Here is a 22,018-nt window from a genome sequence, read left to right on the forward strand (position 1 = left end):
ACCCGCCCCGGCTCCGGCACTTGCCCCCGACGTAAGGTCATGGTTTCCACTGGGGGCATGAAGCCCGTTCCCCTGATCTACCTGGCCTCGTACGCCCTGTCGTTGCTGGGAAACTCGATTGCCGCGGTGGCTCTTCCCCTGATCGTGTTGCAGACGACGGGAAGCGTCCTCTCCGCGGGGGTCCTCTCCGCCGCCACCGCGGTGCCGGCCTTCGTCTCGGGCCTGGTCATGGGTGTAGTGATCGACCGGATCAACAGGCGCACGTCGTCGGTGATCACCGATCTGATCTCCGCCGCGTCGCTGGCCGCCCTGCCCGTCGTCGACCTCGTGACCGGGTTGAACCTGGGGTGGTTCATCCTCTTCGGCATCGTCGGCGCGGTCGGTGACGTGCCGGGGATGACGGCCCGCGAGGCGATCCTGCCCGCGATCGTGCGGACCGGCGGCATCCCCGCGCACCGGCTCATGGGCATCAGGGAGGGCCTCGGCGCATTGATCATGGTGATCGGGCCGGCCGCGGCCGGGAGCCTGCTGGTCCTGTTCGACGGGTCCATGGTGCTGTGGATCACAGCAGGTACCTCGTCCGCCGCGGCGATGCTCACGCTCCTGATCCCGAGGAACGTCGGCGTGATCCCCGCCGGGACCGGCCCCGTGTCTCCGCCCGCTTCGGGATGGGGGCTGTTGAAGGAGGGCTGGCGCGTGCTGTTCCGGCGCGACCGGTTCCTGCTCGCGGTCACGATGCTCAACCTGGTACTGATCACCGTGATCGTCTCCCTGCAGGGAATCGTCCTGCCCGCGCACTTCACGCTGATCGGCAGCCCTGAGACGCTCGGTTTCGTGCTCACCGCGATCGCCGCGGGAACCCTCGTGGGTGGCGGCCTCTACGCCGCTCTGGCGACACGCGGGTCACGCCGGGTCTGGTTCGTGACCGGGCTGCTGGGCAGCGCCGTGGGCATCGGTGTCATCTCGGCCCTTCCCCCGGTGTGGACCGTCTTCGCCGGCGCGTTCGTGCTGGGGCTCTCCTCGGGACTGCTCGGCGGCCTGCTCGGGGTGCTCATGATCGAACGAATCCCCGAGGACCTGCGCGGGCGCATCATGGGCACGCAGAACTCCCTCATGACGATCGCCGGACCGGTGGGGATCCTCGCCGCCGCGCTCATCGGCCATTTCGGTGGCCTGGCCGCCGCGGGAGCCACCATGGGCGTCGTCTGGCTCGTCACCGTGCTGGCGGCGCTCCGCGCGCCCGCGCTGCGTAGCCTTGAGGCGGAGCGGGAGGTGACCGCGCGTGCGGAGTAGCGAGCTGGCGTCACTCGCGGACGTGACGGTCCGCACGCTGCGCCACTACCACCGGATCGGCATCCTGCCCGAGCCCGGGCGCGACCCGAGCGGATACCGGCGCTACACGATCCAGGACCTGGTCAGGTTGCTGCGCATCAAACGGCTCGCCGCGCTCGGGATCCCCCTCGACAAGGTGGCGGGCCTCCTCGACTCTGAGGAGGAGGACCACCACGATCTGCTGAGCGACCTCGAGCACGAGCTCGACGCCCAGATCGCCCGTCTCACCAGGCAGAAGACGATGCTGGGGATCATCCGCGAGCACCGCACCCTCCCCGACGTGCCCCCGGAACTCGCGCGGTTCTTCGAGGCCTTCGCCCTGTCGGGCATCTCACCGGCCATGAACAGGATCGACCGGGAGCAGTCCGTTCTTCTCGCGCATCTCGTCGGCGAGGCCGGCATCGAGCACCTCGCCGAGTTCTACGAGCACATCGCCGCGCCCGGCACCGTCGAGGTGGTGGCGGGGCTCGCCCGGCGCTTCGACCGGCTGGACGCGGACGCGGATCCGGCGGTCACCGACCGCCTCGTCGAGGACTTCACCGAGCGGCTGGGGATGATCGTCGCCGACTTCACCGGGTGGGACGGGGGCACCGACCTCATCGACGGGAAGCTGTACGGCCTCTTCGAGCAGTACCTGCGCGACGCCCTGAACCCCGCGCAGCGAATGGTGGTCGCCCGGATCACGGAAAGGCTGAAAGCGCTCACCGGCCCGCCGGCGTGAGAGCCGGTCACCGCCGAGCGCCGTGCCCGCGCCCCCGGAATGAACCTCTCGCGGTGGCCGGTCGCGCCGTCGGACCGGCCGCGCGATCCGGTCCGGGCGCCGGCAACCGGGTGGGTCGTCTATGCGTAGGTGATTATGGGATGGTACGTCTATTTCCTGTGACCCGACCGACCCCACCGGCCGACCCGGCCGACCCGGCAGGACCGGACCGACCGATCGAACCGGCGGGACCGGCGGGGCCGGCCCGGCTCGACGCGCTCGACGCGCTCCGCGGCTTCGCGGTGTGCGGGATCATGGTGGTCAACACCTGGCAGCACACGCGTGAGCATCTGGGCGCGTCCGATCGCAACGCGGTCGACTGGGCGATCGACAACCTGCTGCAGAGCAGGTTCTACCCGATCTTCTCCTTCCTGTTCGGGCTGAGCTTCGTCCTCTTCCTGAGGTCGGCGGCCGAACGGACCGAACACCCCCGGGCCGTGCTGCTGCGCAGGCTGGCGGTGCTCGCCGCCCTCGGCGCGGTCCACCAGGTCCTCAACTCGGGCGAGGTGCTCCTGCCTTACGCGATCTTCGGGGCGTTGGTCCTGCTGCCCGCCTCGTTCTTCCCCCGGCCCGCGGTGGCGGTGCTGGGCGTCGCCCTCACCGTGTGGGCGGTGTACCAGGGCGGCGCGATCATCCTCGTTCCCGGCCTGTTCCTCCTGGGCATGCTCCTGATGGAGCGCCCGCCGCCCGGGTGGCTGCTGCCGCCGGCGTTCGTGGCGAGCGCGGTGCTGGGCGTGACGCTCACCTGGCTCTGGCTGCGCATCGCCAATGACCCCCTCCTCTTCCACGCGTCCGTCCACGCGGCCGCCGGGCTCGCCGTCGCCACGGCCTACGGCACCGGGCTGCTGCTCCTGCTGCGGACCCGGCTGCGCGGCCCGCTGCTGGCGGTCCTGGCCCCGCTCGGCCGGATGGCGCTGACGAACTACCTGGTGAGCACCCCGATCATCCTGATCTTCGTACCCCTGCTCGTCGCGGACACGACCCGGCTCGCCGGCGTGGCGCTCTCCGTCGCCGTCCTGGCGCTTCAGGTGCTGTTCAGCCGCGCGTGGCTGGCCAGGTTCAGGTACGGGCCGCTGGAATGGGCGTGGCGGAGCCTCACGTGGTTGGAACGAGTGCCGAACAGACGGATAGGGTCACATCCGTGACGCGCATCGCCCTCTGTCAGATCCCGGTGGCCGAAGACCCCGCCGCCAACCTCAGCCGTGCCCGCGACGCCCTCGCCGAGGCCGCCGCGGGCGGCGCCGAGCTGGCGATCCTCCCGGAGGCCGCCCTCACCCGGTACGGCAAACGCGTCACCGACCTCGCCCAGCCGCTGGACGGGCCGTTCGTCACCGGGCTGGCCGCGGCGGCGCGGGAGCACGGCCTGTCGGTGATCGCGGGGGTGTTCGAACCCGGCGAGGACCGGGTCCACAACACCGCGGTCGCCATCGGCCCCTCGGGCTCGATCGAGGCGGCCTACCGGAAGATCCACCTGTTCGACTCCTTCGGCGCCCGCGAGTCGGAGCTGGTCGCGCCGGGCGACACGCCGGTCGTGGTGGAGCTGGCCGGGATCCGGGTGGGCCTGGTCACCTGCTACGACATCCGCTTCCCCGAGCTCACCCGGGCCCTGGTCGACCTGGGGGCCGAGATGTTCGCGGTGATCGCCGCATGGGGTTCGGGGCCGATGAAGGAGGAACACTGGACCACCCTCGTCAGGGCCCGCGCGATCGAGAACACCACCTGGGTCGCGGCCGTGGGTCAGGCGCCGAACCCGGAGGCCCGCGACGGCTTCGGGATCGGGCGGAGCATGCTGGTCGATCCGATGGGAGTGGTACGCACCGATATGGGGCCCACAGCCGCCGTGCAGACGTGCGAAATCGACGCGCAGATCACGATTGCCACCCGGAATGCCCTGCCGTGCCTGGAACACCGGCGGCTCCAGGTCGGCGGATCGTAAAATGCCGACCGTGAGTGAGCCACCTGGGCGTAGAACGCAGATGCAGAAGGTCATACCGCCTCGGCTGCTCGTGCCCTATCTGGCCGGCAGACGCACCGTGATCTCCGGGTACGTGTACCGGGTTCAGGACTGCGCGCGGCTGACCACCCCCGCGCAGCTCTTCGCCGGCCTCGACCTGGGGTTCGAGGGCTCGGAGCTGAGCGCGACGGTCCCGGAGATCTATCTGATGCGCTGGTTCGCCCGCGACATGGACGCCTACGTCGTACCATACGGCCCGCACATGGGCGGTGACTGGAACGATTCACCGCCCTTCACCGGAAACGGCTTCACCACCTCGCGGGAGCACGTCGTGCCGCAGTTCCACACCACGCCCATGCCGATCCCCGCGGGGGCCGAGATCATCCACGTGGTCCCCGGCGAGGAGCGCCTCTTCGGCCTCTACGACGGCCTGAGCTGGCGGCCCGCCTCATGAGCGCCGAGATCGAGCCGGTGGCCTCGGGGTTCGCCGCCCGCTACCTGGGCCGTACGTACGCCGCGGCCCTCGGGCCCGGCAGCGCCGAGGTGGTGCTGTTCAACGAGGAGGCGCAGAAGGGCTTCGAGGCGGCCTCCGGCTACTGGCGGCTGGTCGTCGCCCGCGAGGACCTCGAATGGCTGGTGCTGGTCCGCACGGTCGGCGCGTTCGGCGGGGAGCCGTGCCTGGTCCTCGACGTCTCCGAGGAGAACGGCGAGGAGAGCCTGCACATCGCCTACACCGGGCACAGCGGGATGAAGGCCGAGGCGCTGGGCTACTGGATGGTCGACCACGGGGCGTACGAGGTCGTCGTCCCCCGCGACGAGGTCTTCTCCATCAGGATCGAGCGCCTGCCCGTCCCGCTCACCCCGGAGGGCGCCGAGCCGTAACGCTCCCGGCACACCCACGGGGCGGCTCACCGGCCGGCCGGGAGCCGCGAGCCGGGCCCGCCGGTCGGCCGTCGGTCTGCCGGTCGGCCCGTCGATCGGCCCGTCGATCGGCCGGGAGCGTCTCATCGCCCGGCGTCCTCGCGGAGCAGGATCACCACCAGCAGGGCGATGCCCGCCATCAGGACGGCGCTGATCGCCGCGGTCAGGTGGAAGCCCTGGACGAACGCGGTGCGCGCCGTGTCGAGGAGTCCGGACGCGAGCCGTCCGGGAAGGCTCCCCGCGACCGCCACCGCGGCGTTGAGGTTGTCGCGAGCGGCCTCGGGAACCTCCGCCGGTGAGATCCGGCTCCGGTAGACCGCGGTGATGACGCTGCCGAGGACCGCGATGCCGAGCGCGCCGCCGAACTGGGGCGCCACCGAGGCGATCGCCGCCGCGGCACCGGCCCGGCGAGGCGGCGCGGAGCCGACGACCAGGTCGGTGGCGAGCGCCATCATCGGCCCCAGCCCCGCGGAGACGACGACGGCACCGGACACGAGGACGGCGAGCCCGCCCGTCCCCTGCGTCCGGGTGAGCACGATATAGCCGGCCGCGGACACGGCCAGGCCCGTGGCGATCACTATGGAAGGCGGGATCCTCCGCGCGATCCGGGGGGCCAGGAGGGAGCCGGCGATGACCCCCGCCGCCGAGGGCGCCGTCCACAGGCCCGCCTCCAGGGGCGACAGGCCGTGCACCAGCTGCAGGTACTGCGCGACGGCGTAGTTGGAACCCCACAGCACGTAGATGCCGAGCGCCAGCGTGGCGGCCGCGGCGCTGAACGTCCGTCCGGCGAACAGCCGCAGATCGACGAGGGGATCGGCCAGCGTGCGCTGCCTGCGGACGAACACCGCCGCCAGCGCGAGCCCGGTCACGACCGCGACCGCGGACGTCACCTCCGGGCCGTCGGCCGCGATCCGCTTGAGCCCGTAGACCAGCGGCAGCACCGCGCCCAGTGACAGCACCGCGCCGGCGACGTCCAGCCGCCCCGCGGCGGCGTCCCTGCGCTCCGGCAACAGGAGCGGCCCCGCGACCAGCAGCACCGCCATGAAGGGTACGGCCAGCAGGAACGCCGACCCCCACCAGAAGCGTTCCAGCAGCCAACCCCCCACCAGCGGGCCGATCGCGGTGCCTCCCGAGACGCTGGCGACGATGATCCCGATGGCCGTCGCCCGCTGCCGCGGATCGGAGAACATGGACGTGGCCAGGGAGAGTGTGGAGGGCATCAGCGTCGATCCGGCGACACCCATCAGCCCCCGGGCGACGATCAGGCTCCCGGCGTCGGGCGCGTAGGCGGCCAGGACCGAGGCCAGGCCGTACGCCACCGCCCCGATCAGCAGCAACCGGCGGCGGCCGATCCGGTCGCCCAGCGCGCCCATGGTGATGAGCGACCCGGCCAGCAGGAAGGCGTAGACGTCCACGATCCACAGCGACTGGGTGCCGCTCGCCGCCAGATCCCTGCCGATGGCGGGTAACGCGAGGTTGGTGACGGTCAGTTCGAGGGAGGCGAGGAGGGCGGGCAGCGCCAGCACGGCGAGGCCCGCCCACTCCCGCCGCCCGGCCGTAACCGGCGTGGCCGGCGTCGCGGGCGTGGTCGGATCGGTCATGGTCATCAGAATGAGACCTCAACCAAAGTTGAGGTCAACCGCCGACGGCCACCTCTGGGCCCCGGGGGCGTCCGGCATCCGTACGGGTGATACCGCCGTCCCCCGGGCCGGGGATCCTCAGCTCACGCCGACCCCCGGGCCGGGGATCCTCAGCTCACGCCGAGCCGCCGGTAACGGGCCAGCCTGGCGGCGAGGCGGTCGGCGGGGGCCTGGCCCAGCAGTCCCGCGATCTCGTGCTCCAGGGTGCGCGCGACCCGGACGCAGAACGCCTCCGGCTCGTAGGCGGCGTCGGGGAACTCCGGGATGATCCGGTCGACGAGGCCGTCCCTGCGCAGGTCGGTGGACCTCACCCCCTGCGCCGCGGCGATCTCCGGGGCGAAGTCGACACTCCGGTACAGCAGGGCCGAGGCCCCCTCGGGAGACAGCGGCGACAGCCAGCCGTGCTGGGCGCACAGCACCCGGTCGGCGGGGAGCAGCGCGAGCGCGGCACCGCCCGCCCCCTCCCCCAGCAGCAGGCACACGGTCGGGGCGTCGAGCATCACCAGATCGGCCACCGAACGGGCGATCTCCGCCGCCAGGCCGCCCTCCTCGGCCGCCTTGGACAGCGCGGCCCCGGCGGTGTCGATCACGGTGACCAGCGGCAGCCCCAGCTCGGAGGCGAGGCGCATGCCCCGCCTGGCGACCCTGAGCCCGGCCGGGCCGAGCGGGGCGTCGATCCGCTGGTGCCGCCGGTCCTGGCCGAGCACGATCGCGGGGGCCTCGCCGAACCTGGCCAGGGCGAGGATCAGCCCGGGGTCGTTCTCGCCCACGCCGGTGCCGTTGAGCGGGGTGACGTCGGAGGCGCCGAGCTTGAGCAGCGCCCGAACCCCGGGACGGTCGTCGCGGCGGGAGCGGCTGATCGCGTCCCACGCCTGGACCGTCGGGACCCGCTCGTCCGGCTCGGGCCCCGGATCCAGGTCCCGGCGGGGGGCGCACAGCACGGCGAGCGTCCGTATCGCGACCCGGCGGGCGTCCTCCGCCGACACGACCGCGTCGACCAGGCCGTGGGCGAAGAGGTTCTCGGAGACCTGGACGCCCGCGGGGAACGGGTAGCCGTGCAGCGACTCGAACACCCTCGGCCCCAGGAACCCGATCAGCGCGCCCGGCTCGGCGGCGGTGACGTGCCCGAGCGACCCCCAGGAGGCGAAGACGCCTCCCGTGGTGGGATGGCGCAGGTAGACGACGTACGGCAGCCCCGCGGCGCGGTGCGCGGCCACCGCGGCGGTGATCTTCACCATCTGGACGAAGGCCACCGCGCCCTCCTGCATCCGGGTTCCGCCCGAGGCGGGGGCGGCCAGCAGCGGGAGCCCCTCGGCGGTGGCCCGCTCGACCGCGGCGGTGAGCCGCTCGGCGGCGGCCACCCCGATCGAACCGGCCAGGAAGGAGAACTCGCACACGGCGATCGCCACCCGGCGCCCGTCCAGCAGGCCCTCCCCGGTGATCACCGACTCGTCGTATCCCGTCTTGACCCGGACCGCGGCCAGCTCCTCGGCGTACCCCGAGCCGGGCGCGGCGGGGTCGGCGGGCGGTTCGTCCCACGACCGCCACGTGCCCGGGTCGAGGAAGGTGTCGATCAGCGTGCGCGCGTCGGGCCGTGCCGGGGTCATACCCGCGCTCCGCGGGACGGCGTCCGGGCGTGGACGGGGGGTGTGCCTGTCATCGCTCGCGCGCCTCCAGCCAGGCGAGGACCTCGTCGTCGTGCTCGCCGAGAGCGGGCGGGGCGGCGTGGCGCACGGGAGGGTCGCCGTCGAAGCGGAGCGGCGGTCCGGGCAGCTCGATGGTGCCGAGCACGGGATGGTCCACCTCGACGACCAGGCCCTGGGAACGGGTCTGGTCCCAGGCGTAGACCTCGTCGAGGGACCTGATGGCCCCGGCGGGCACCCCGGCCTCGCCGAGCGCGGCCAGCCAGTGGGCCCGGTCGTGCTCGGTGAGCGCCCGCTCCATGTCGGCGATCAGCTCATCTCGATGCGTAAATCTTTCCCGGTTGGTCGCATATTTAGCGACATATGGGTCGCTGTCCAACCCGAGCAGGGCGGCGACCTTGCGCCACTGCGCGTCGTTCGCCGCCGCGATCTGGATCATGCCGTCGGCGCAGCGGAAGGCGCCGTACGGGGCGATGGAGGCGTGGTGGTTGCCGCCCGCCCGGGACACCTGGCCGCCGACCGTCCATGCCGTGCCGTGGTAGGAGTGCACCCCGGTCACCGCGGCCAGCAGCGAGGTCCGCACGACCTTGCCCCGCCCGGTCCGCTCCCGCTCGTAGAGCGCGGCGACCACCCCGTACGCGCCGTGGATACCGCCGAGCAGGTCCGCGACCGAGGCGCCCACCCGGTACGGCTCCTCGGGCGAGGGGCCGGTCAGGCTCATCAGCCCCGCCTCGCCCTGCGCGATCTGGTCGTAGCCGGGCCTGCCGCCCTCCGGGCCGTCATGGCCGAAACCGGTGATCGACAGGATGACCAGGCGGGGGTTGAGCTCGTGCAGCCGCTCGGCGGAGAGGCCCAGCCGGTCCATGACCCCGGTGCGGAAGTTCTCCACCAGCACGTCGCTCTGCCGCACCAGGCGCTCGACGAGCGACCTGCCCTCGGCGGACTTGAGATCGACGGCGATCGACTGTTTGTTGCGGTTGGCCGCCAGGAAATATGTGGAGATGTCCTGGTCGGGGCCCACGAACGGCGGGCCCCAGCCCCGCGAGTCGTCACCTCCCGCGGGATGCTCCACCTTGATCACGCGGGCGCCCAGGTCACCGAGCATCTGCGCGGCGTGCGGGCCCGCGAGCGCGCGAGAGAGATCGAGGACGACGATGTCGCCGAGTGCTCCCTGCAAGATCAACCTCCGGTGCGTGGCGGCCGGCCCGGCCGGCAAGGGCTCCCCCGCTCCCGGCCCGCTTGCCATGAGACCACCTGGCTTAGCCATGAGACCACTTGGCACGACATCCGGACGGAGGAACACCCATGATCTCCCATACCGTCACCCGGCGGGACGGGAGGGGGCAAGATCATGAGGATGTGTTCGTCACGATCTCCCGCACGGCTCCGATCGGAGGACCGGAGGCGGCCGGGTACGTACGGCTCACGGCCGGGGAGAACGGGAGGCGCCCGCGCCGGGCCCTTCTCGCCCGCGTCCGTCCGGTCGTGGCGGCGGGCGCGCGGGACCCGGCCAGGACGCGCCGGGAGCAGCCACCCCCGGCCTCGACCCCGCCGGTCCGTGAGCGGATCGGCGTGCGGGCGGGTTCTCGATCGGCACGGGCGTCCCAGGCCGGTGACGACCAGAAGTACATTCTGGAAATCGGCACGCTTCCGGATGTCGAGAAACCGCGCGCGGCTTCGTCCCCGCGGTGAACAGCCGACACGGCCACAATGGGCCGTACCGCAACAAGGAGAACACGATGGCCAAGTACCTGCTGCTCAAGCACTACCGGGGCGCGCCGGCGGCGGTCAACGACGTGCCGATGGACCAGTGGACGCCGGAGGAGGTTTCGGCCCACGTGCAGTACATGAGTGACTTCGCCACTCGGCTCGAGGGCACCGGCGAGTTCGTCGACGGTCAGGCGCTCTCCCCGGAGGGCACGTTCGTCCGCTACGACGGCGAGGGGCGGCCGCCGGTCACCGACGGCCCGTTCGCGGAGACCAAGGACCTGATCGCCGGCTGGATGGTGATCGACGTCGAGACCTACGAGCGGGCGCTCGAGCTGGCCGGCGATCTGTCCGCGGCTCCGGGTGCGGGTGGCAAGCCCATCCACGAGTGGCTCGAGGTGCGCCCGTTCTACGCCGAACCGCCCACGGTGACCGAGTGAACGAGTCGCTGCTGCGGGAGCTGGTGCCCGCGGTGATCGGTGTCCTCGTCCGTCGCGGAGTCGACTTCGCGGCGGCCGAGGACGCCGTGCAGGACGCCCTGGTCGAGGCAGTGCGCGTGTGGCCGGACGACCCGCCGCGGGACCCCAAGGGCTGGCTGGTCACCGTGGCCTGGCGTAAGTTCCTCGACGCCGCCCGCGCCGACACCTCCCGGCGGCACCGCGAGGTACGCGTCGAGACCGAGCCCGTGCCCGGCCCGGGCGAGGCGGTGGACGACACGCTCCGGCTGTACTTCCTGTGCGCGCACCCGTCCCTGACACCGGCCTCGGCCGTCGCGCTCACGCTGCGCGCGGTCGGCGGCCTGACCACGCGCCAGATCGCGCAGGCCTACCTCGTGCCGGAGGCGACCATGGCCCAGCGGATCAGCAGGGCCAAGCGGACCGTCTCGGGCGCCCGGTTCGACCGGTCCGGTGACGTCGCCACGGTGCTGCGCGTGCTCTATCTGGTCTTCAACGAGGGCTACTCCGGCGACGTCGACCTCGCCGGCGAGGCGATCCGGCTCACTCGCCACCTGGCGGCCAAGATCGACCATGAGGAGGTCGCGGGCCTGCTCGCGCTCATGCTGCTCCACCACGCCCGGCGCCCGGCACGGACCGGCCCCGACGGCAGGCTCGTGCCTCTCGCCGAGCAGGACCGCGGCCTGTGGAACACCCGCCTGATCGCCGAGGGCGTCGACGTGCTCCAGAGGGCCCTCGCCCGCGACCGCCTGGGCGAGTTCCAGGCCCAGGCCGCCGTCGCCGCGCTCCACGCCGACGCCCTGACGGCCGAGGAGACCGACTGGGTGCAGATCGTCGAGTGGTACGACGAGCTGGTGCGCCTCACCGACAGCCCGGTGGCCCGCCTCAACCGGGCCGTCGCGGTCGGCGAGGCCGACGGCCCGCGGGCCGGCCTGGCCGCCCTGGCGGAACTCGACCCCGCCCTGCCCCGCCACACCGCCGCCGCGGCGTACCTGCACGAGCGTGACGGTGACCCGGCGACCGCGGCACGGCTCTACGCCGAAGCCGCCCGAAAGGCGCCCAACCTCCTCGAACGCGACCACCTCACGCGACAGGCCGCCCGGCTCAACGTGCGGCTGCGCGGGTGAGCGGCACGATCGCCACGAGGCACCTCCGACGAGCGTGCCGCGGTGGCCTCCGTTCCTCGGACCGCGCTCCTGATCACCGGAGGCCGCTCCGCGGGCGGCAGGTCGCACTCCGCAGGCACCCGGCAGGCACCCGGCAGGCACGGTCCCGCTCCCTCTCCTCGCTCACGGTTCCTCGATCACGGTCTCTCGCTCACGGTCTCTCGTTCACGGCGCGGGAGCGCAGGCCGACGGCCGAGGGCGGGGACGCGAAACGAGCCGGGGCCCGCACCTCAGAGAGGTGCGGGCCCCGGCCCGTGATGTGCCTGTACTACTAGGCGGGAACGATGTTCTCCGCCTGCGGGCCCTTCTGGCCCTGCGTGACGTCGAAGGAGACCTTCTGGCCCTCCTGCAGCTCACGGTAGCCCTGGGCGGCGATGTTGGAGTAGTGGGCGAAGACGTCGGCGCCGCCGCCGTCCTGCTCGATGAAGCCGAAGCCCTTTTCCGCGTTGAACCACTTAACGGTGCCAGTCGCCATGATCATTCTCCTTCGATAGGGGGCAGAGCCGAGATCCACACCGCGTGGATCTCGCGTCGCCGCGATGAGCCCATCCGGAGATGACCGGGAAAACAAAATGCACCTGAAGGGTTATCCGTCAGGTGCACACAAAGTTTCATGGGTACCACAACCGCAACTACGTTCAGGCTAGCACCTGTCCGGGCCAACGCACGAGTCCACCCCGGCCCGGGCACCGGGAACCTGTGGCGATCACCCGCCCGACCGCTCCTTGCGCGCCAGGACCCGCTTGTGCGCGGCGTCCAGAACCGCGATCACGGCCAGGGCTGCGATCGTCGCGCCCGCCGCCGCGAGGTAGCACCAGGGGGCGGGCAGGTAGTTGGCCGCGGTCAGGGCGTTGGGGGCCTTGTCGGTGAACACCCGGAAGACGACCGCCAGCGGCCCCTCCCAGACACCCGCGGCGAGCACCAGAAGCATTCCGAGCCGGTACCAGGCCTCGTTCATCTCGAACCTCCTTACGTGTGACCCAAGAACGATACAAACGTATCAAACGATCATGAATCAAAAGGCTTGTGATCTGGACTATTCACGACTTACGTCACAGATTATTGGGAATATGCTGTGAGAGTGCGTGATGAAAACAGGGCGGCCTGCCGGGTCTGCCGCACCCCGCTGCCGGCGGTGACGCGAGGACGGCCCCCGGCGTACTGCTCGCGCGGCTGCCAGGCCAAGGCGTACCGGCGGAGGAAGAACCCGCCCGTCGCGCCCCCGGCTCCCGCGCCGGGCACGGGGCCGTCCAGGCGCCGCGAGATCAGCGAGGCGCTCTGGCGCGTCGCCGCCGAGCGCGGGCTGGACGCGGCGAGCATGCGGGAGATCGCCGCCGAGGCCGGGGTGTCACTGCGGGTGGTCCAGTACCACTTCGACAGCAAGCACCGGCTCCTCGTCTCCGCGCTCCGGCTGCTGAACGAGGACAACGAGCGGCACGCACGGGTGCGGATGGCCTCGGTCGATCCCTCCGACTCCCGTGCCCTGCTGCGGGCGATCCTGGGCGAGTTCCTGCCGCTGGACGACCAGCGCCGCGCGGCCCTGCGGGTGCTCGCCGCCTACTACGCCCGCAGCCTCACCGATCCCGCGCTGGCCTCGGTCTTCCTGCACGACGCCCAGCCCCTCGAACAGCTGGTCGCCGGTGTCATCGAGCGGGCACAGCGCGACGGCACGGCCGCGCCGGGGCTCGACCCGCGCCACGAGGCCGACCTCCTGGTGGCCGGTGTCACCGGGCTGGGCATGGACGTCCTGCACGGGCGGCGCACGATGGCCGAGGTCAGGCGCGTCGTCGACTACCACCTCGGCCGCGTCTTCACCACGGGCCCGAAAGGCGGCCCGGGTCCGAAAGGCGGCACAGGCCCGGGAGACGCCACGGGCCCGGGAGACGCCACGGACCCGGGAGGCGGCCCGCGCGTGGCCGGGCCGTCCTGATGCGGAGCTTGACATTCCCCGGCCCGAGCTCCACCCTTTCACTACTTAATTAGTGAAAGGGTGTGGACGTTGATCGAATTCCGCCTCGATCGGGGTTCGGGGGTGGCGACGTACCTCCAGCTGGTCCACCAGGTCCGGCACGCGCTGCGGCTCGGCGTGCTGCGGCCCGGCGACCGGCTGCCGACGGCCAGGGAGGTCGTGGCCCAGCTGGCGATCAACCCGAACACGGTGCTGAAGGCGTACCGCGAGCTGGAGCGTGAGGGCCTGGTCAGCGGGCGGCCGGGGCAGGGCACGTTCGTGGAGCGGTCGCTGGGCCAGACCTCCATGGGCGACCGCGCGCGGTTGCGCGCGGACCTGGTGCGCTGGGTGCGCGACGGGCGCCAGGCGGGTCTGGACCTGGAGGATCTGGAGGCGCTGGTCGCCTCCGTCCTGACCGGCTTCTCCCACGAGACCCCCGAGACCCCCGGTGCCCGCGAGTCCCGTGACTCCCACGACTCCCACGACTCCCGTGAGGAGATCGCGTGACCGCGCTGGAGACCGAGGCGCTGGGCAGGCGTTACCGGCGGACCTGGGCGCTGCGCGACTGCTCGGTGGCGGTGCCGTCCGGGCGGGTGGTCGCGCTGGTGGGCCCGAACGGCGCGGGCAAGTCGACCCTGCTCCACCTGGCCGTCGGCCTGCTCACCCCGACCACGGGGACCGTGCGGGTGTTCGGCGGACCCGCGCGCGAGAACCTGCGGCGCATCGCGTTCATGGCGCAGGGCAAGCCGTTGTACGCGGGCTTCAGCGTGGCCGAGATGCTCACGTTCGGGCGCGGGCTCAACCCCCGGTGGGACGACGCGGCGGCCAGGAGGCGGCTGGCGGAGCTGGACATCCCGCTCGGCCGCAGGGTCGGCGGGCTGTCGGGCGGGCAGCGGACGCAGGTTGCCCTCACCGTCGCGCTGGCCAAGCGCCCGGACCTGCTGGTGCTGGACGAGCCGCTTGCCGACCTCGACCCACTGGCCCGCCAGGACGTGATGCGCGGCCTGATGGCGGCGGTCGCCGAGACAGGGCTGACCGTGCTGCTCTCCTCGCACGTGGTGTCGGAGCTGGAGGGGACCTGCGACTGGCTGATGGTGGTCAACGGGGGCCGGGTCCAGGTCAGCGGCGACATCGACGAGCTGGTGGCCGGGCACCGCCTGCTGACCGGCCCCGCCGAGGGCGCCGACGCGCTCGCCGCCCGGCTGCCGGTGATCTCGCGGGGCGGGACGGGTCGGCAGACCACCCTGCTCGTCCGGGACGGCACTCCGCCGCCCGACCCGCGCTGGACCGCCCGCCCGGTGAACCTGGAGGAGACGGTGCTGGCCTATCTGCGCGCCCCGGACCTCGCGGCCCTCCCCCGCCCCACCCTGACCTCCACCCGCTGATCACCCCGCCTCCACCGTACGGAACCGGCACGAGGCCGGCGGGTTCGCGCGGTCCCCCGTATGGGACCGGCACGAGACCGGCGGGTTCGCGCGGTCCCCCGTATGGACCGACACCGGACCACCAGGTTCGCGCGGTTCCTCATAGGGGACCGGCACCGGACCGCCCAGGTGAACCGGGCGTACCACCTGAAGGGATTCCTCCTTGCTCTGGCTGACCTGGCGACAGCATCGCGCACAGATCCTGGTGACCTGCGGTCTGCTGCTCGCCCTGGGGGTGCTGCTGCTCGTCTCCGGCCTGCGGACGACCGCCTACATCGCCGGCCACGCCCCGCCCGGCTGCCCCGGGCCCGCCGCCGCGTGCTCCGGCGTGAACTCGAAGATCTACGACGATTACTACTACCCGGTCTTCATGGTCTTCGGACTGCTTCCCATCGCCGGGTCCGCGCTGGTCGGCGCCTTCTGGGGCGCGCCGCTGCTGGCGGCCGAGTTCGAGCGCGGGACCAGTGCGCTGGCCTGGACCCAGTCGGTCTCCCCTCTGCGGTGGCTCGTGACCAAGCTCTGCCTGCTCGGCGGCATGGTCGTGGCCGCCGCCCTGCTCCTGTCGGTGATGATCGGCGCGTGGCTGCCGGTGTTCCGCGACGTGATCGGCGACAAGTCACTGGAACCCGGGACGTTCACCGTCATCGGCGTCGTCCCGGCCGCGTGGTGGCTGTTCGCGTTCGTCCTGGGCGCCGCCGCCGGGACGTTCTTCCGGCGCACCCTGGCCGCGATGGCGGTGACCGTGGCGCTGGTCGCCCTGACCGTCCCGTCCGTCTTCTTCTCCCGCGACTCCTACGCCGAGCCGGTGCGTACCGTCACCACCGGCTGGACGGCGCTCTACCAGGGCGGCGGCACCCTGGTCGGGGAGGCCTGGGTCGATCCTTCCGGCCGGGAGACCACGGAGCCGCCCGCCGGTGCCTGCCCTCCGCCCGCCGGGGTGGACGCGCGTTCGGAACGGGCCCAGTTGCTGAAGGAGGAGTGCCTGATCGACGAGGGCTACCGCAAGGCGGTCTACCACCATCCGGTCGACCGGTTCTGGCGCTTCCAGTGGACCGAGACCGGCATCCTGCTGGCCGGCACCCTCGCCCTCGGCGGCCTCACCGTCACCCGCACCCTCCGCCGCCGGAGGTGAGCCGCCCCGCGAGCGCCTCGCGGGCGCCTCGCGAGCGTCATATGAGGTCCACCTCCGCGTGCGGCAGGCCGCCCGACAGGGTGGGGAAGCCCGGACCCCGGTCGAAGAAGGGCCGGTCGGCCGGATCGGCCGGGAGGAGTGCGCGGAGCCCGGCCCGGCGGGTCGCGGTGGCCTCGACGTCCACCCGCAGGTCGTCGGGGCCGCCGTACAGGACGACCCCGTAGTCGTCGCGGGCGCCGTCGGCGGAGACCTTGCCGTCGCGGACGTCGGCGGCCACCAGGGCGGGGTCGCGGTCCAGCGGGGAGCCCCAGCCGCCCCCGCCCGTGGTGCGCACCCGGATGATCTCACCGGCCCGGACCGGCGAGTCGTCCACCAGGCCCTCCATCTCCCTGCCCTCGATCTCCACGACGAAGGGCCGTCCGGCGCGGCCGCCGTTCACGCCCCAGCACGACAGGATCGAGCGGTCGGCGATGGACATGAACGAGGCGTCGCGGAGCATCCGCAGGTGCTTGTCGTAGCCGAGGCCGCCCCGGTAGAGGCCGGGGCCGCCGGAGTCGCGGGCCAGGCCGAGCCGCTCGACCCGGAACGGCCAGCGGGACTCGGCGAACTCGACCGGGATGTTGCGCGAGTCGGGCACCACGTGGATGGTGTCCTCACCGTCGGCGTACCACCGGCCGCCGGAGCCGCCGCCGAGGACCTCCCTCATCAGGTACGGGGTGCCGTCGAGTCCCTCGCCGTAGACGCCGGTGTAGCGGATGGTCTCCTGGTCGGCGGGCATCCGGCCGCCGGTCGCCTTGGCCAGCACCCCGGCCAGCACGCCCAGCAGGCGCAGGATCACGAACGTGCGGGCGTTGGTGGGGGCGGGGAAGATCGGGGTGAGCAGGGTGCCCTTCCCGGGGAACCGCATCTCGATGAGGGGGACGACCCCCTCGTTGACGTCGAGTTCGGCCATCCGCTCGGGGGTGTCGGCCAGGTTGCGCAGGATCGGCGCCAGCCACTTCTTCAGGAACACCCCGTCGGCGTAGTCGCCCGCGTGGTTGATCGGGCCCTTGGCCTGCGGGGAGGTGCCGGTGAAGTCGATGACGAGCGGCACCTCGGCGGAGTGGTCGACGGTGAGGGTCATCCGCTGCGTGTGCAGGCGGGGCTCGTCGACGCCGTCGTGCTCGGCGTAGTCCTCCCACACGTGCGTGCCCTCGGGGATCTTGGCCAGCAACTCCCTGCGGAACGTCTCGGTGGTGTTGGAGATGATCGCGTCGAAGCACGCCTCAACCGCCTCGCGCCCGTACCGGTCGAACAGCTCTCCCAGCCGCCGCGCGCCCATCAGGCAGGCCGAGCACTCGGCGTCCAGGTCTCCGGCGAGGGAGTCGGGCATCCGGGAGTTGCGCGTCATGATCGTGAGTGCCGCCCGGTTGGGCACGCCCTCGTCCCACAGCCTGATCGGCGGGACCATCAGCCCTTCCTCGAACACGCTGCGCGCGTTGCTCGGCATGGAGCCCGGCACGGCCCCGCCGATGTCGTCGTGGTGGCCGAACGCCTGCACGAAGGCGACGACCTGCCCGTCGTGGAAGACCGGGACCGTCACGCAGAGGTCGGGCAGGTGCCCGATGCCGCCCTCGGACAGGTAGACGTCGTTGTGGAAGAACACGTCGCCGGGCCTCATCTCGCCGACCGGGAAGTCCCTCACGATCGGCTGGACCAGCGCCGAGTAGGACCTGCCGGTCAGCTTGCGCAGCCGTACGTCGTGGATGCCGGCGCGGAAGTCGTGCGCGTCGCGGATCATGGGTGAGCGGGCGGTACGGGCGATGGCGGTCTCCACCTCCATCTCCACCGACGCGAGCGTCCCCTCGACGATCTCCACCAGCACCGGGTCGGCCCCGTTCACCGGCCGCTCACCCTGCCGGGCTCGCTGCGCGCTCATCGGTCGCTCACCGCTCCTCGCTCACTTCGCGGGCCGCTCGTCCCTCGCGGACCACTCCGCTCGCCGCGTCGGGCTCGCTGCGTGCTCATCGGTCGCTCACCGCTCCTCGCTCACTCCGCGGGCCGCTCGTCCCTCGCGGACCACTCCGCTCGCCGCGTCGGGCTCGCTCCGCGTCATGCACGGCGTACCTCCAGGTTTCCGAACTCGTCCGTGGTCGCGGTGAAGCCGGGGTGGAGCGGCAGCGTGGAGCCGTACTCCTCGATGACCGCCGGGCCGGTGACCTGCGCTCCGGCGGTCAGGTCGGAACGGCGGTGGACGGGGGTCGCGCCCCACTCGTCGTAGAAGACCTCGCGGAAGGCGGCCGGCTCGGGCCGCGGGTCGCCGTGGGGCCTGCGCCCGATGACGGGCCGGGTGATCGGGCCGATGCCGGAGACGCGGAGGTTGACCCACTCGACGCCGTGCCGGGGGTCGTCGCGGTATCCGTACCCGTAGAGCTTGCCGTGCTCGGTGTGGAAGCGGTCCAGCACCTCGGCACGCCAGTCCTCGTCCAGCGGGCCGGACGGCGCGGACACCCTCACCTCGTAGGCCTGGCCGTAGTAACGCAGGTCGGCGCTGCGCGCGTAGACGTGCGCGCCGGGGGCGAAGCCCTCGCGGTCCAGGGCCGCGGCGGCCTGCCCCTCCAGGTCGCCGAAGATCTCCCCGGCGGTCTCCAGGGAGAGGTCGCGGGTGACGAAGGTGCGCACGTAGTCGTTCTTGACGTCCACGGTGAGCAGTCCGAAGGCCGAGACGTTGCCCGGGTCGGGCGGGACGATCACCGACGGCAGTCCGAGGATGTCGATCAGGCGGCAGACCAGGAGCGGGCCCGAGCCGCCGAAGGCGACCATCGGGAAGTCGCGCACATCCAGGCCGCGTTTGACGGTGATCTGGCGGATGGCGTTCGACTGGTTGAACGCGCTGATCTCCAGGATGCCCGCCGCGGTCCGTTCCGGGGACAGCCCGATCTTGCCCGCGAGCGCCTCGATCCCCTCGCGGGCGGCGTCGGCGTCGAGCGGGATCTCCCCGCCGAGCAGGTGCGGGGGGACCCGGCCGAGGAAGACGTGCGCGTCGGTGACGGTGACCTCGGTGCCGCCCCGGCCGTAGCAGAGCGGGCCGGGGTCTGCCCCGGCCGATCTGGGCCCGACCTTCGGCGTGCCCTCGGGGGAGATCCACGCGACGGAGCCGCCGCCCGCGCCGACGGTCACGATGTCGATCATCGGGATCTTGCAGGGGTAACGGCCGATGCTGCCCTCGGTGGTCAGGGACGGCTCTCCGTCGACGACCACCGCGACGTCGGTCGAGGTGCCGCCGCCGTCCAGGGTGATCACCGAGGGGTGCCCGGCGGTGGCGGCGATCAGCGCGGCGCCGAGCGCGCCCGCGGCCGGTCCTGAGAGCACGGTGGTGATCGGCTGGTGTACGACCTCGGCCGCGGACAGCACGCCGCCGTTGCTCTTCATCACGGAGAACGGCAGGCCGCTCCCCCTCACCGCCCGCGCGACGCCCGCCGCGGACCGCGCCACCGCCGGGCCCCCCGGCGTGACATCCGGCGCGGGCGGCGCCTCGCCCACGACACCCTCCAGGTACGTCCGGTCGCCCGCGTCGCCCGCGTGCGCCCGCCCGTCCGCGTCCCGTGCGTGGCTCGCCGCCTCCAGGCGTTCGGCCAGGTTGGCGATGTAGCGGCGCATGGTCGGTTTGACCGCGGCGTCGACCAGGGTGGTGACCGACCGCTCGTACTCGCGGTACTCGCGCAGCACGTCGCACGAGATCGAGACGACGGCGTCCGGGTGCTCCCGTTCGAGGACCTCCCGCATGCGCAGCTCGTGGGCGGGGTTGGCGTACGAGTGCAGGAAGCACACGCCGATCGCGGTGATGCCGCGGTCGCGGAACCAGCGGGCCGCCGCGACGGCCTGCTCCTCGTCGAACGGCCGCACCTCGGCACCGGTGTGGTCCAGGCGCCCGCCGACGGTCCTGACCCGGTGCACCGGGACGATGCGGGGCGGCTTCACCCAGAAGTAGGAGTTGCCGTAGCCGTCCGGCACGCTCTGGCGGGCGATCTCCAGGATGAACTCGAAGCCCTCGGTGGTGACGAAGCCCAGGTCGGCGATGCGGTCTTCGAGGAGCTGGTTCGTGGCGACCGTGGTGCCGTGCACGACGGCCGACACCGCCTCCATGGCCGCGTCGCCCGCGTCGCCCGCGTCGGCTACGTCGGCTACGTCGGCTACGTCGGCCGCGTCGCTCACGTCCTCCGAGCCGGCCGCCTTCCGCAGGACTTTCCGCACCCCCTCCATGAACCCGTCGGCCGGGTTGGCGGGGGTGGAGGGAGTCTTGGTCGTGGTGATCTCACCGGTCTGCTCGTCCACCGCGACCACGTCGGTGAACGTGCCTCCGGTGTCGACCCCGATACGGACGCTGCGCATGCCCCCGTGTCTACCCAGTCCCGGCGAGTCCGCAAATCGGCGGACCCTGCCGAAGCTGTGCCCGGTCCTTGGGCAGTGTTGGCGGGAAACGACCTCGAACGACCTCGAACGAACTCGCCGGAAACGGACCCGCCGCCCCGGTCACGGACCGGGGCGGCGGGAGCGGCTCCTAGCGGCGGCGGGGACCCATGGTGGTGTTGATCACCGCGTCGGCGTCGTGCGCGTGGATCTTGGCGGCGAGGCGGATGGCCATCTCGTTCGTACGGCGCAGTTCGGCCTCGACCCGGTCCTTGCCGGACTGGCCGACCTGCACGCCGAAGTAGGCGCCGATGATCGCGCCCGAGACCCCGACGAGCCCGGCGAACGGCGCGGCCGTGTCGCCCTCGCGCAGCGCGATCACCACGAAGCCGATCAGGATCACCACGAGTCCCATGACGACGACGTAGAACCCGTACCGCCAGCGAGCCGCCTCGGCCTGGGCGGCGACGGCCTCGTCCTCGGTCATCATCGCCGCGAGCGCCGCGGGCATCTCCGTGGTCTCCGCGCCGGAGGGACCGGGGGTCACGACGGCCGGGGTCTTGCCGAGGGGTGGAGCGGAGTTGTTGGTGGTCGTCACAGATTCTCCCACTTTTCGATAGACCAAAAGGAATCTCCCACGGTTCTCACCGCCAAGCCAAGTCAGGCCGCGCCCGGGCTTGCCGGCTGGGGATCACCCCCTTTTACCAGCGCATCTTCCACCTAAACGTCCTCATATACCCCACAGTGCACTACCAGTTGTAGATCGTTATCTTTCAAGCGGATGCACGAGGTCGGGCCGTCCACGAAACATGAAGATCACGATCCATGCTCGGCGCGGTAAAACGGGACTCGGATGAGATAGAAGACATTCACCACTCTCATCTGGTTTTCAGAGGTATCTGTGACGAAGCTTCTCCGGCTCCTCGTGGCCCCGCTGTCCGCCGCCGTCCTCCTTCTCAGCGTGTTCTCGACCCCCGCCCGGGCCGACACCGACCCCGTGCTCGCCGCGCGGTGGCAGATCGCGTGGGACACCTACCGGTTCTACGAGTGCCTCACCGCCCCCCTCCCGATAACGGGACGGAGCCAGGCCAAGCGCGACATCTCCATCGAGATCAACGCGCCGGTGCAGCACGTGTTCGACGCCTACTCGAACATCAACAACCACCTGGGCATGCACTCGTTCCTGAAGCGGGTCGTCACCCACGCGGACTGGACCGACGCCGGAACGCGCTACGTCAACTTCACGGCCGTGGAGGACATCCCGGTCGCCGGGCTGCCCGTCACCTCCAACACGCACGCGCAGCAGCGCATCCACCGCGACGAGCTCTACTACGAGACCGACACCTGGACGCTGCCGAACGTCGTCACGCACCAGAAGATCGTCTTCGAGGACCTGGGCGACGGGCGGACGCGCGTCACCGAGCATCTCACCTTCGAGGCGAGCATCCTGCTCATCGACTTCACCGTGACGAACGGCGTCTCCTCCCACCAGGCGACGCAGGCGGGTCTCAAGGCGGCGATCGAGAGCGGCGAGCTCTGAACCGATC

At 72.0% G+C, this 22,018-nt stretch carries 21 protein-coding genes; 13 read left to right on the forward strand and 8 right to left on the reverse strand.

The genetic code is table 11. The features are described from left to right. Window positions 1-57: 57 nt before the first annotated feature. From AB0F88_RS11505 to AB0F88_RS11530, 6 genes are all read left to right on the forward strand, one after another. The gene (locus AB0F88_RS11505; protein WP_362680815.1) at window positions 58-1,293 is read left to right on the forward strand and encodes an MFS transporter; all 1,236 of its coding nucleotides are present in this window, start codon (window positions 58-60) and stop codon (window positions 1,291-1,293) included. After that, window positions 1,283-2,053: a MerR family transcriptional regulator gene (locus tag AB0F88_RS11510; protein ID WP_362680818.1), complete on the forward strand. Its 771-nt coding sequence runs from the start codon at window positions 1,283-1,285 to the stop codon at window positions 2,051-2,053. The genes AB0F88_RS11505 and AB0F88_RS11510 overlap by 11 nt, the downstream gene beginning before the upstream one ends. A gap of 158 nt (window positions 2,054-2,211) precedes the next feature. Next, window positions 2,212-3,237 carry a DUF418 domain-containing protein gene (locus AB0F88_RS11515; protein ID WP_362680821.1) on the forward strand — a complete coding sequence of 342 codons (1,026 nt, stop codon included), beginning with the start codon at window positions 2,212-2,214 and terminating at the stop codon, window positions 3,235-3,237. Continuing rightward, window positions 3,234-4,028 carry a carbon-nitrogen hydrolase family protein gene (locus AB0F88_RS11520; RefSeq protein ID WP_362680824.1) on the forward strand — a complete coding sequence of 265 codons (795 nt, stop codon included), beginning with the start codon at window positions 3,234-3,236 and terminating at the stop codon, window positions 4,026-4,028. The genes AB0F88_RS11515 and AB0F88_RS11520 overlap by 4 nt, the downstream gene beginning before the upstream one ends. A 10-nt stretch (window positions 4,029-4,038) precedes the next feature. Next, window positions 4,039-4,500: a hypothetical protein gene (locus AB0F88_RS11525; protein ID WP_362680827.1), complete on the forward strand. Its 462-nt coding sequence runs from the start codon at window positions 4,039-4,041 to the stop codon at window positions 4,498-4,500. After that, window positions 4,497-4,928 carry a hypothetical protein gene (locus tag AB0F88_RS11530; protein WP_362680830.1) on the forward strand — a complete coding sequence of 144 codons (432 nt, stop codon included), beginning with the start codon at window positions 4,497-4,499 and terminating at the stop codon, window positions 4,926-4,928. The genes AB0F88_RS11525 and AB0F88_RS11530 overlap by 4 nt, the downstream gene beginning before the upstream one ends. 122 nt (window positions 4,929-5,050) lie before the next feature. Here the strand turns inward: AB0F88_RS11530 and AB0F88_RS11535 are convergent, their stop codons facing one another. From AB0F88_RS11535 to AB0F88_RS11545, 3 genes are all read right to left on the reverse strand, one after another. Then, complete coding sequence (locus AB0F88_RS11535) at window positions 5,051-6,568, reverse strand: MFS transporter (protein WP_362680833.1); 1,518 nt, start codon at window positions 6,566-6,568, stop codon at window positions 5,051-5,053. 149 nt (window positions 6,569-6,717) lie between these two features. Continuing rightward, complete coding sequence (locus AB0F88_RS11540) at window positions 6,718-8,214, reverse strand: carboxyl transferase domain-containing protein (RefSeq protein ID WP_362680836.1); 1,497 nt, start codon at window positions 8,212-8,214, stop codon at window positions 6,718-6,720. A gap of 49 nt (window positions 8,215-8,263) precedes the next feature. After that, on the reverse strand, window positions 8,264-9,427 hold the full coding sequence (locus AB0F88_RS11545; protein ID WP_362680839.1) for a CoA transferase: 1,164 nt from the start codon (window positions 9,425-9,427) through the stop codon (window positions 8,264-8,266). 562 nt (window positions 9,428-9,989) lie between these two features. On the opposite strand from AB0F88_RS11545, the gene AB0F88_RS11550 reads away from it, so the two are divergent. Together AB0F88_RS11550 and AB0F88_RS11555 are read left to right on the forward strand one after the other, a co-directional pair. After that, window positions 9,990-10,397: a YciI family protein gene (locus AB0F88_RS11550; RefSeq protein WP_362680842.1), complete on the forward strand. Its 408-nt coding sequence runs from the start codon at window positions 9,990-9,992 to the stop codon at window positions 10,395-10,397. After that, a complete protein-coding gene (locus tag AB0F88_RS11555; RefSeq protein ID WP_362680845.1) occupies window positions 10,394-11,539 on the forward strand; it encodes a DUF6596 domain-containing protein in 1,146 nt (381 codons plus the stop codon). The genes AB0F88_RS11550 and AB0F88_RS11555 overlap by 4 nt, the downstream gene beginning before the upstream one ends. A 310-nt stretch (window positions 11,540-11,849) precedes the next feature. Here the strand turns inward: AB0F88_RS11555 and AB0F88_RS11560 are convergent, their stop codons facing one another. Together AB0F88_RS11560 and AB0F88_RS11565 are read right to left on the reverse strand one after the other, a co-directional pair. Continuing rightward, complete coding sequence (locus AB0F88_RS11560) at window positions 11,850-12,053, reverse strand: cold-shock protein (RefSeq protein ID WP_049562746.1); 204 nt, start codon at window positions 12,051-12,053, stop codon at window positions 11,850-11,852. A gap of 231 nt (window positions 12,054-12,284) precedes the next feature. Further along, the gene (locus AB0F88_RS11565) at window positions 12,285-12,536 is read right to left on the reverse strand and encodes a hypothetical protein (RefSeq protein ID WP_362680849.1); all 252 of its coding nucleotides are present in this window, start codon (window positions 12,534-12,536) and stop codon (window positions 12,285-12,287) included. 123 nt (window positions 12,537-12,659) lie between these two features. On the opposite strand from AB0F88_RS11565, the gene AB0F88_RS11570 reads away from it, so the two are divergent. From AB0F88_RS11570 to AB0F88_RS11585, 4 genes are all read left to right on the forward strand, one after another. After that, window positions 12,660-13,508 carry a TetR/AcrR family transcriptional regulator gene (locus AB0F88_RS11570; protein WP_362680852.1) on the forward strand — a complete coding sequence of 283 codons (849 nt, stop codon included), beginning with the start codon at window positions 12,660-12,662 and terminating at the stop codon, window positions 13,506-13,508. A 60-nt stretch (window positions 13,509-13,568) separates the two neighbouring features. Further along, window positions 13,569-14,033 carry a GntR family transcriptional regulator gene (locus AB0F88_RS11575; RefSeq protein ID WP_362680855.1) on the forward strand — a complete coding sequence of 155 codons (465 nt, stop codon included), beginning with the start codon at window positions 13,569-13,571 and terminating at the stop codon, window positions 14,031-14,033. Further along, on the forward strand, window positions 14,030-14,911 hold the full coding sequence (locus AB0F88_RS11580) for an ABC transporter ATP-binding protein (RefSeq protein ID WP_362680858.1): 882 nt from the start codon (window positions 14,030-14,032) through the stop codon (window positions 14,909-14,911). Before AB0F88_RS11575 ends, AB0F88_RS11580 begins: the two co-directional genes overlap by 4 nt. Window positions 14,912-15,113: 202 nt before the next feature. Next, the gene (locus AB0F88_RS11585; protein WP_362680861.1) at window positions 15,114-16,082 is read left to right on the forward strand and encodes a hypothetical protein; all 969 of its coding nucleotides are present in this window, start codon (window positions 15,114-15,116) and stop codon (window positions 16,080-16,082) included. 37 nt (window positions 16,083-16,119) lie between these two features. Here the strand turns inward: AB0F88_RS11585 and AB0F88_RS11590 are convergent, their stop codons facing one another. From AB0F88_RS11590 to AB0F88_RS11600, 3 genes are all read right to left on the reverse strand, one after another. Further along, entirely contained in the window at window positions 16,120-18,000 is a 1,881-nt protein-coding gene (locus AB0F88_RS11590; protein ID WP_362680864.1) for a hydantoinase B/oxoprolinase family protein, read from the reverse strand. 173 nt (window positions 18,001-18,173) lie between these two features. Next, entirely contained in the window at window positions 18,174-20,453 is a 2,280-nt protein-coding gene (locus AB0F88_RS11595; protein ID WP_362680867.1) for a hydantoinase/oxoprolinase family protein, read from the reverse strand. A gap of 169 nt (window positions 20,454-20,622) precedes the next feature. Then, complete coding sequence (locus tag AB0F88_RS11600; protein ID WP_362680870.1) at window positions 20,623-21,069, reverse strand: hypothetical protein; 447 nt, start codon at window positions 21,067-21,069, stop codon at window positions 20,623-20,625. A gap of 303 nt (window positions 21,070-21,372) precedes the next feature. On the opposite strand from AB0F88_RS11600, the gene AB0F88_RS11605 reads away from it, so the two are divergent. Further along, complete coding sequence (locus AB0F88_RS11605) at window positions 21,373-22,011, forward strand: SRPBCC family protein (RefSeq protein WP_362680873.1); 639 nt, start codon at window positions 21,373-21,375, stop codon at window positions 22,009-22,011. Window positions 22,012-22,018 lie beyond the last annotated feature (7 nt).

The sequence above is a fragment of the Streptosporangium sp. NPDC023963 genome (assembly GCF_040639135.1).
In the GTDB taxonomy this organism is placed as follows: domain Bacteria; phylum Actinomycetota; class Actinomycetes; order Streptosporangiales; family Streptosporangiaceae; genus Streptosporangium.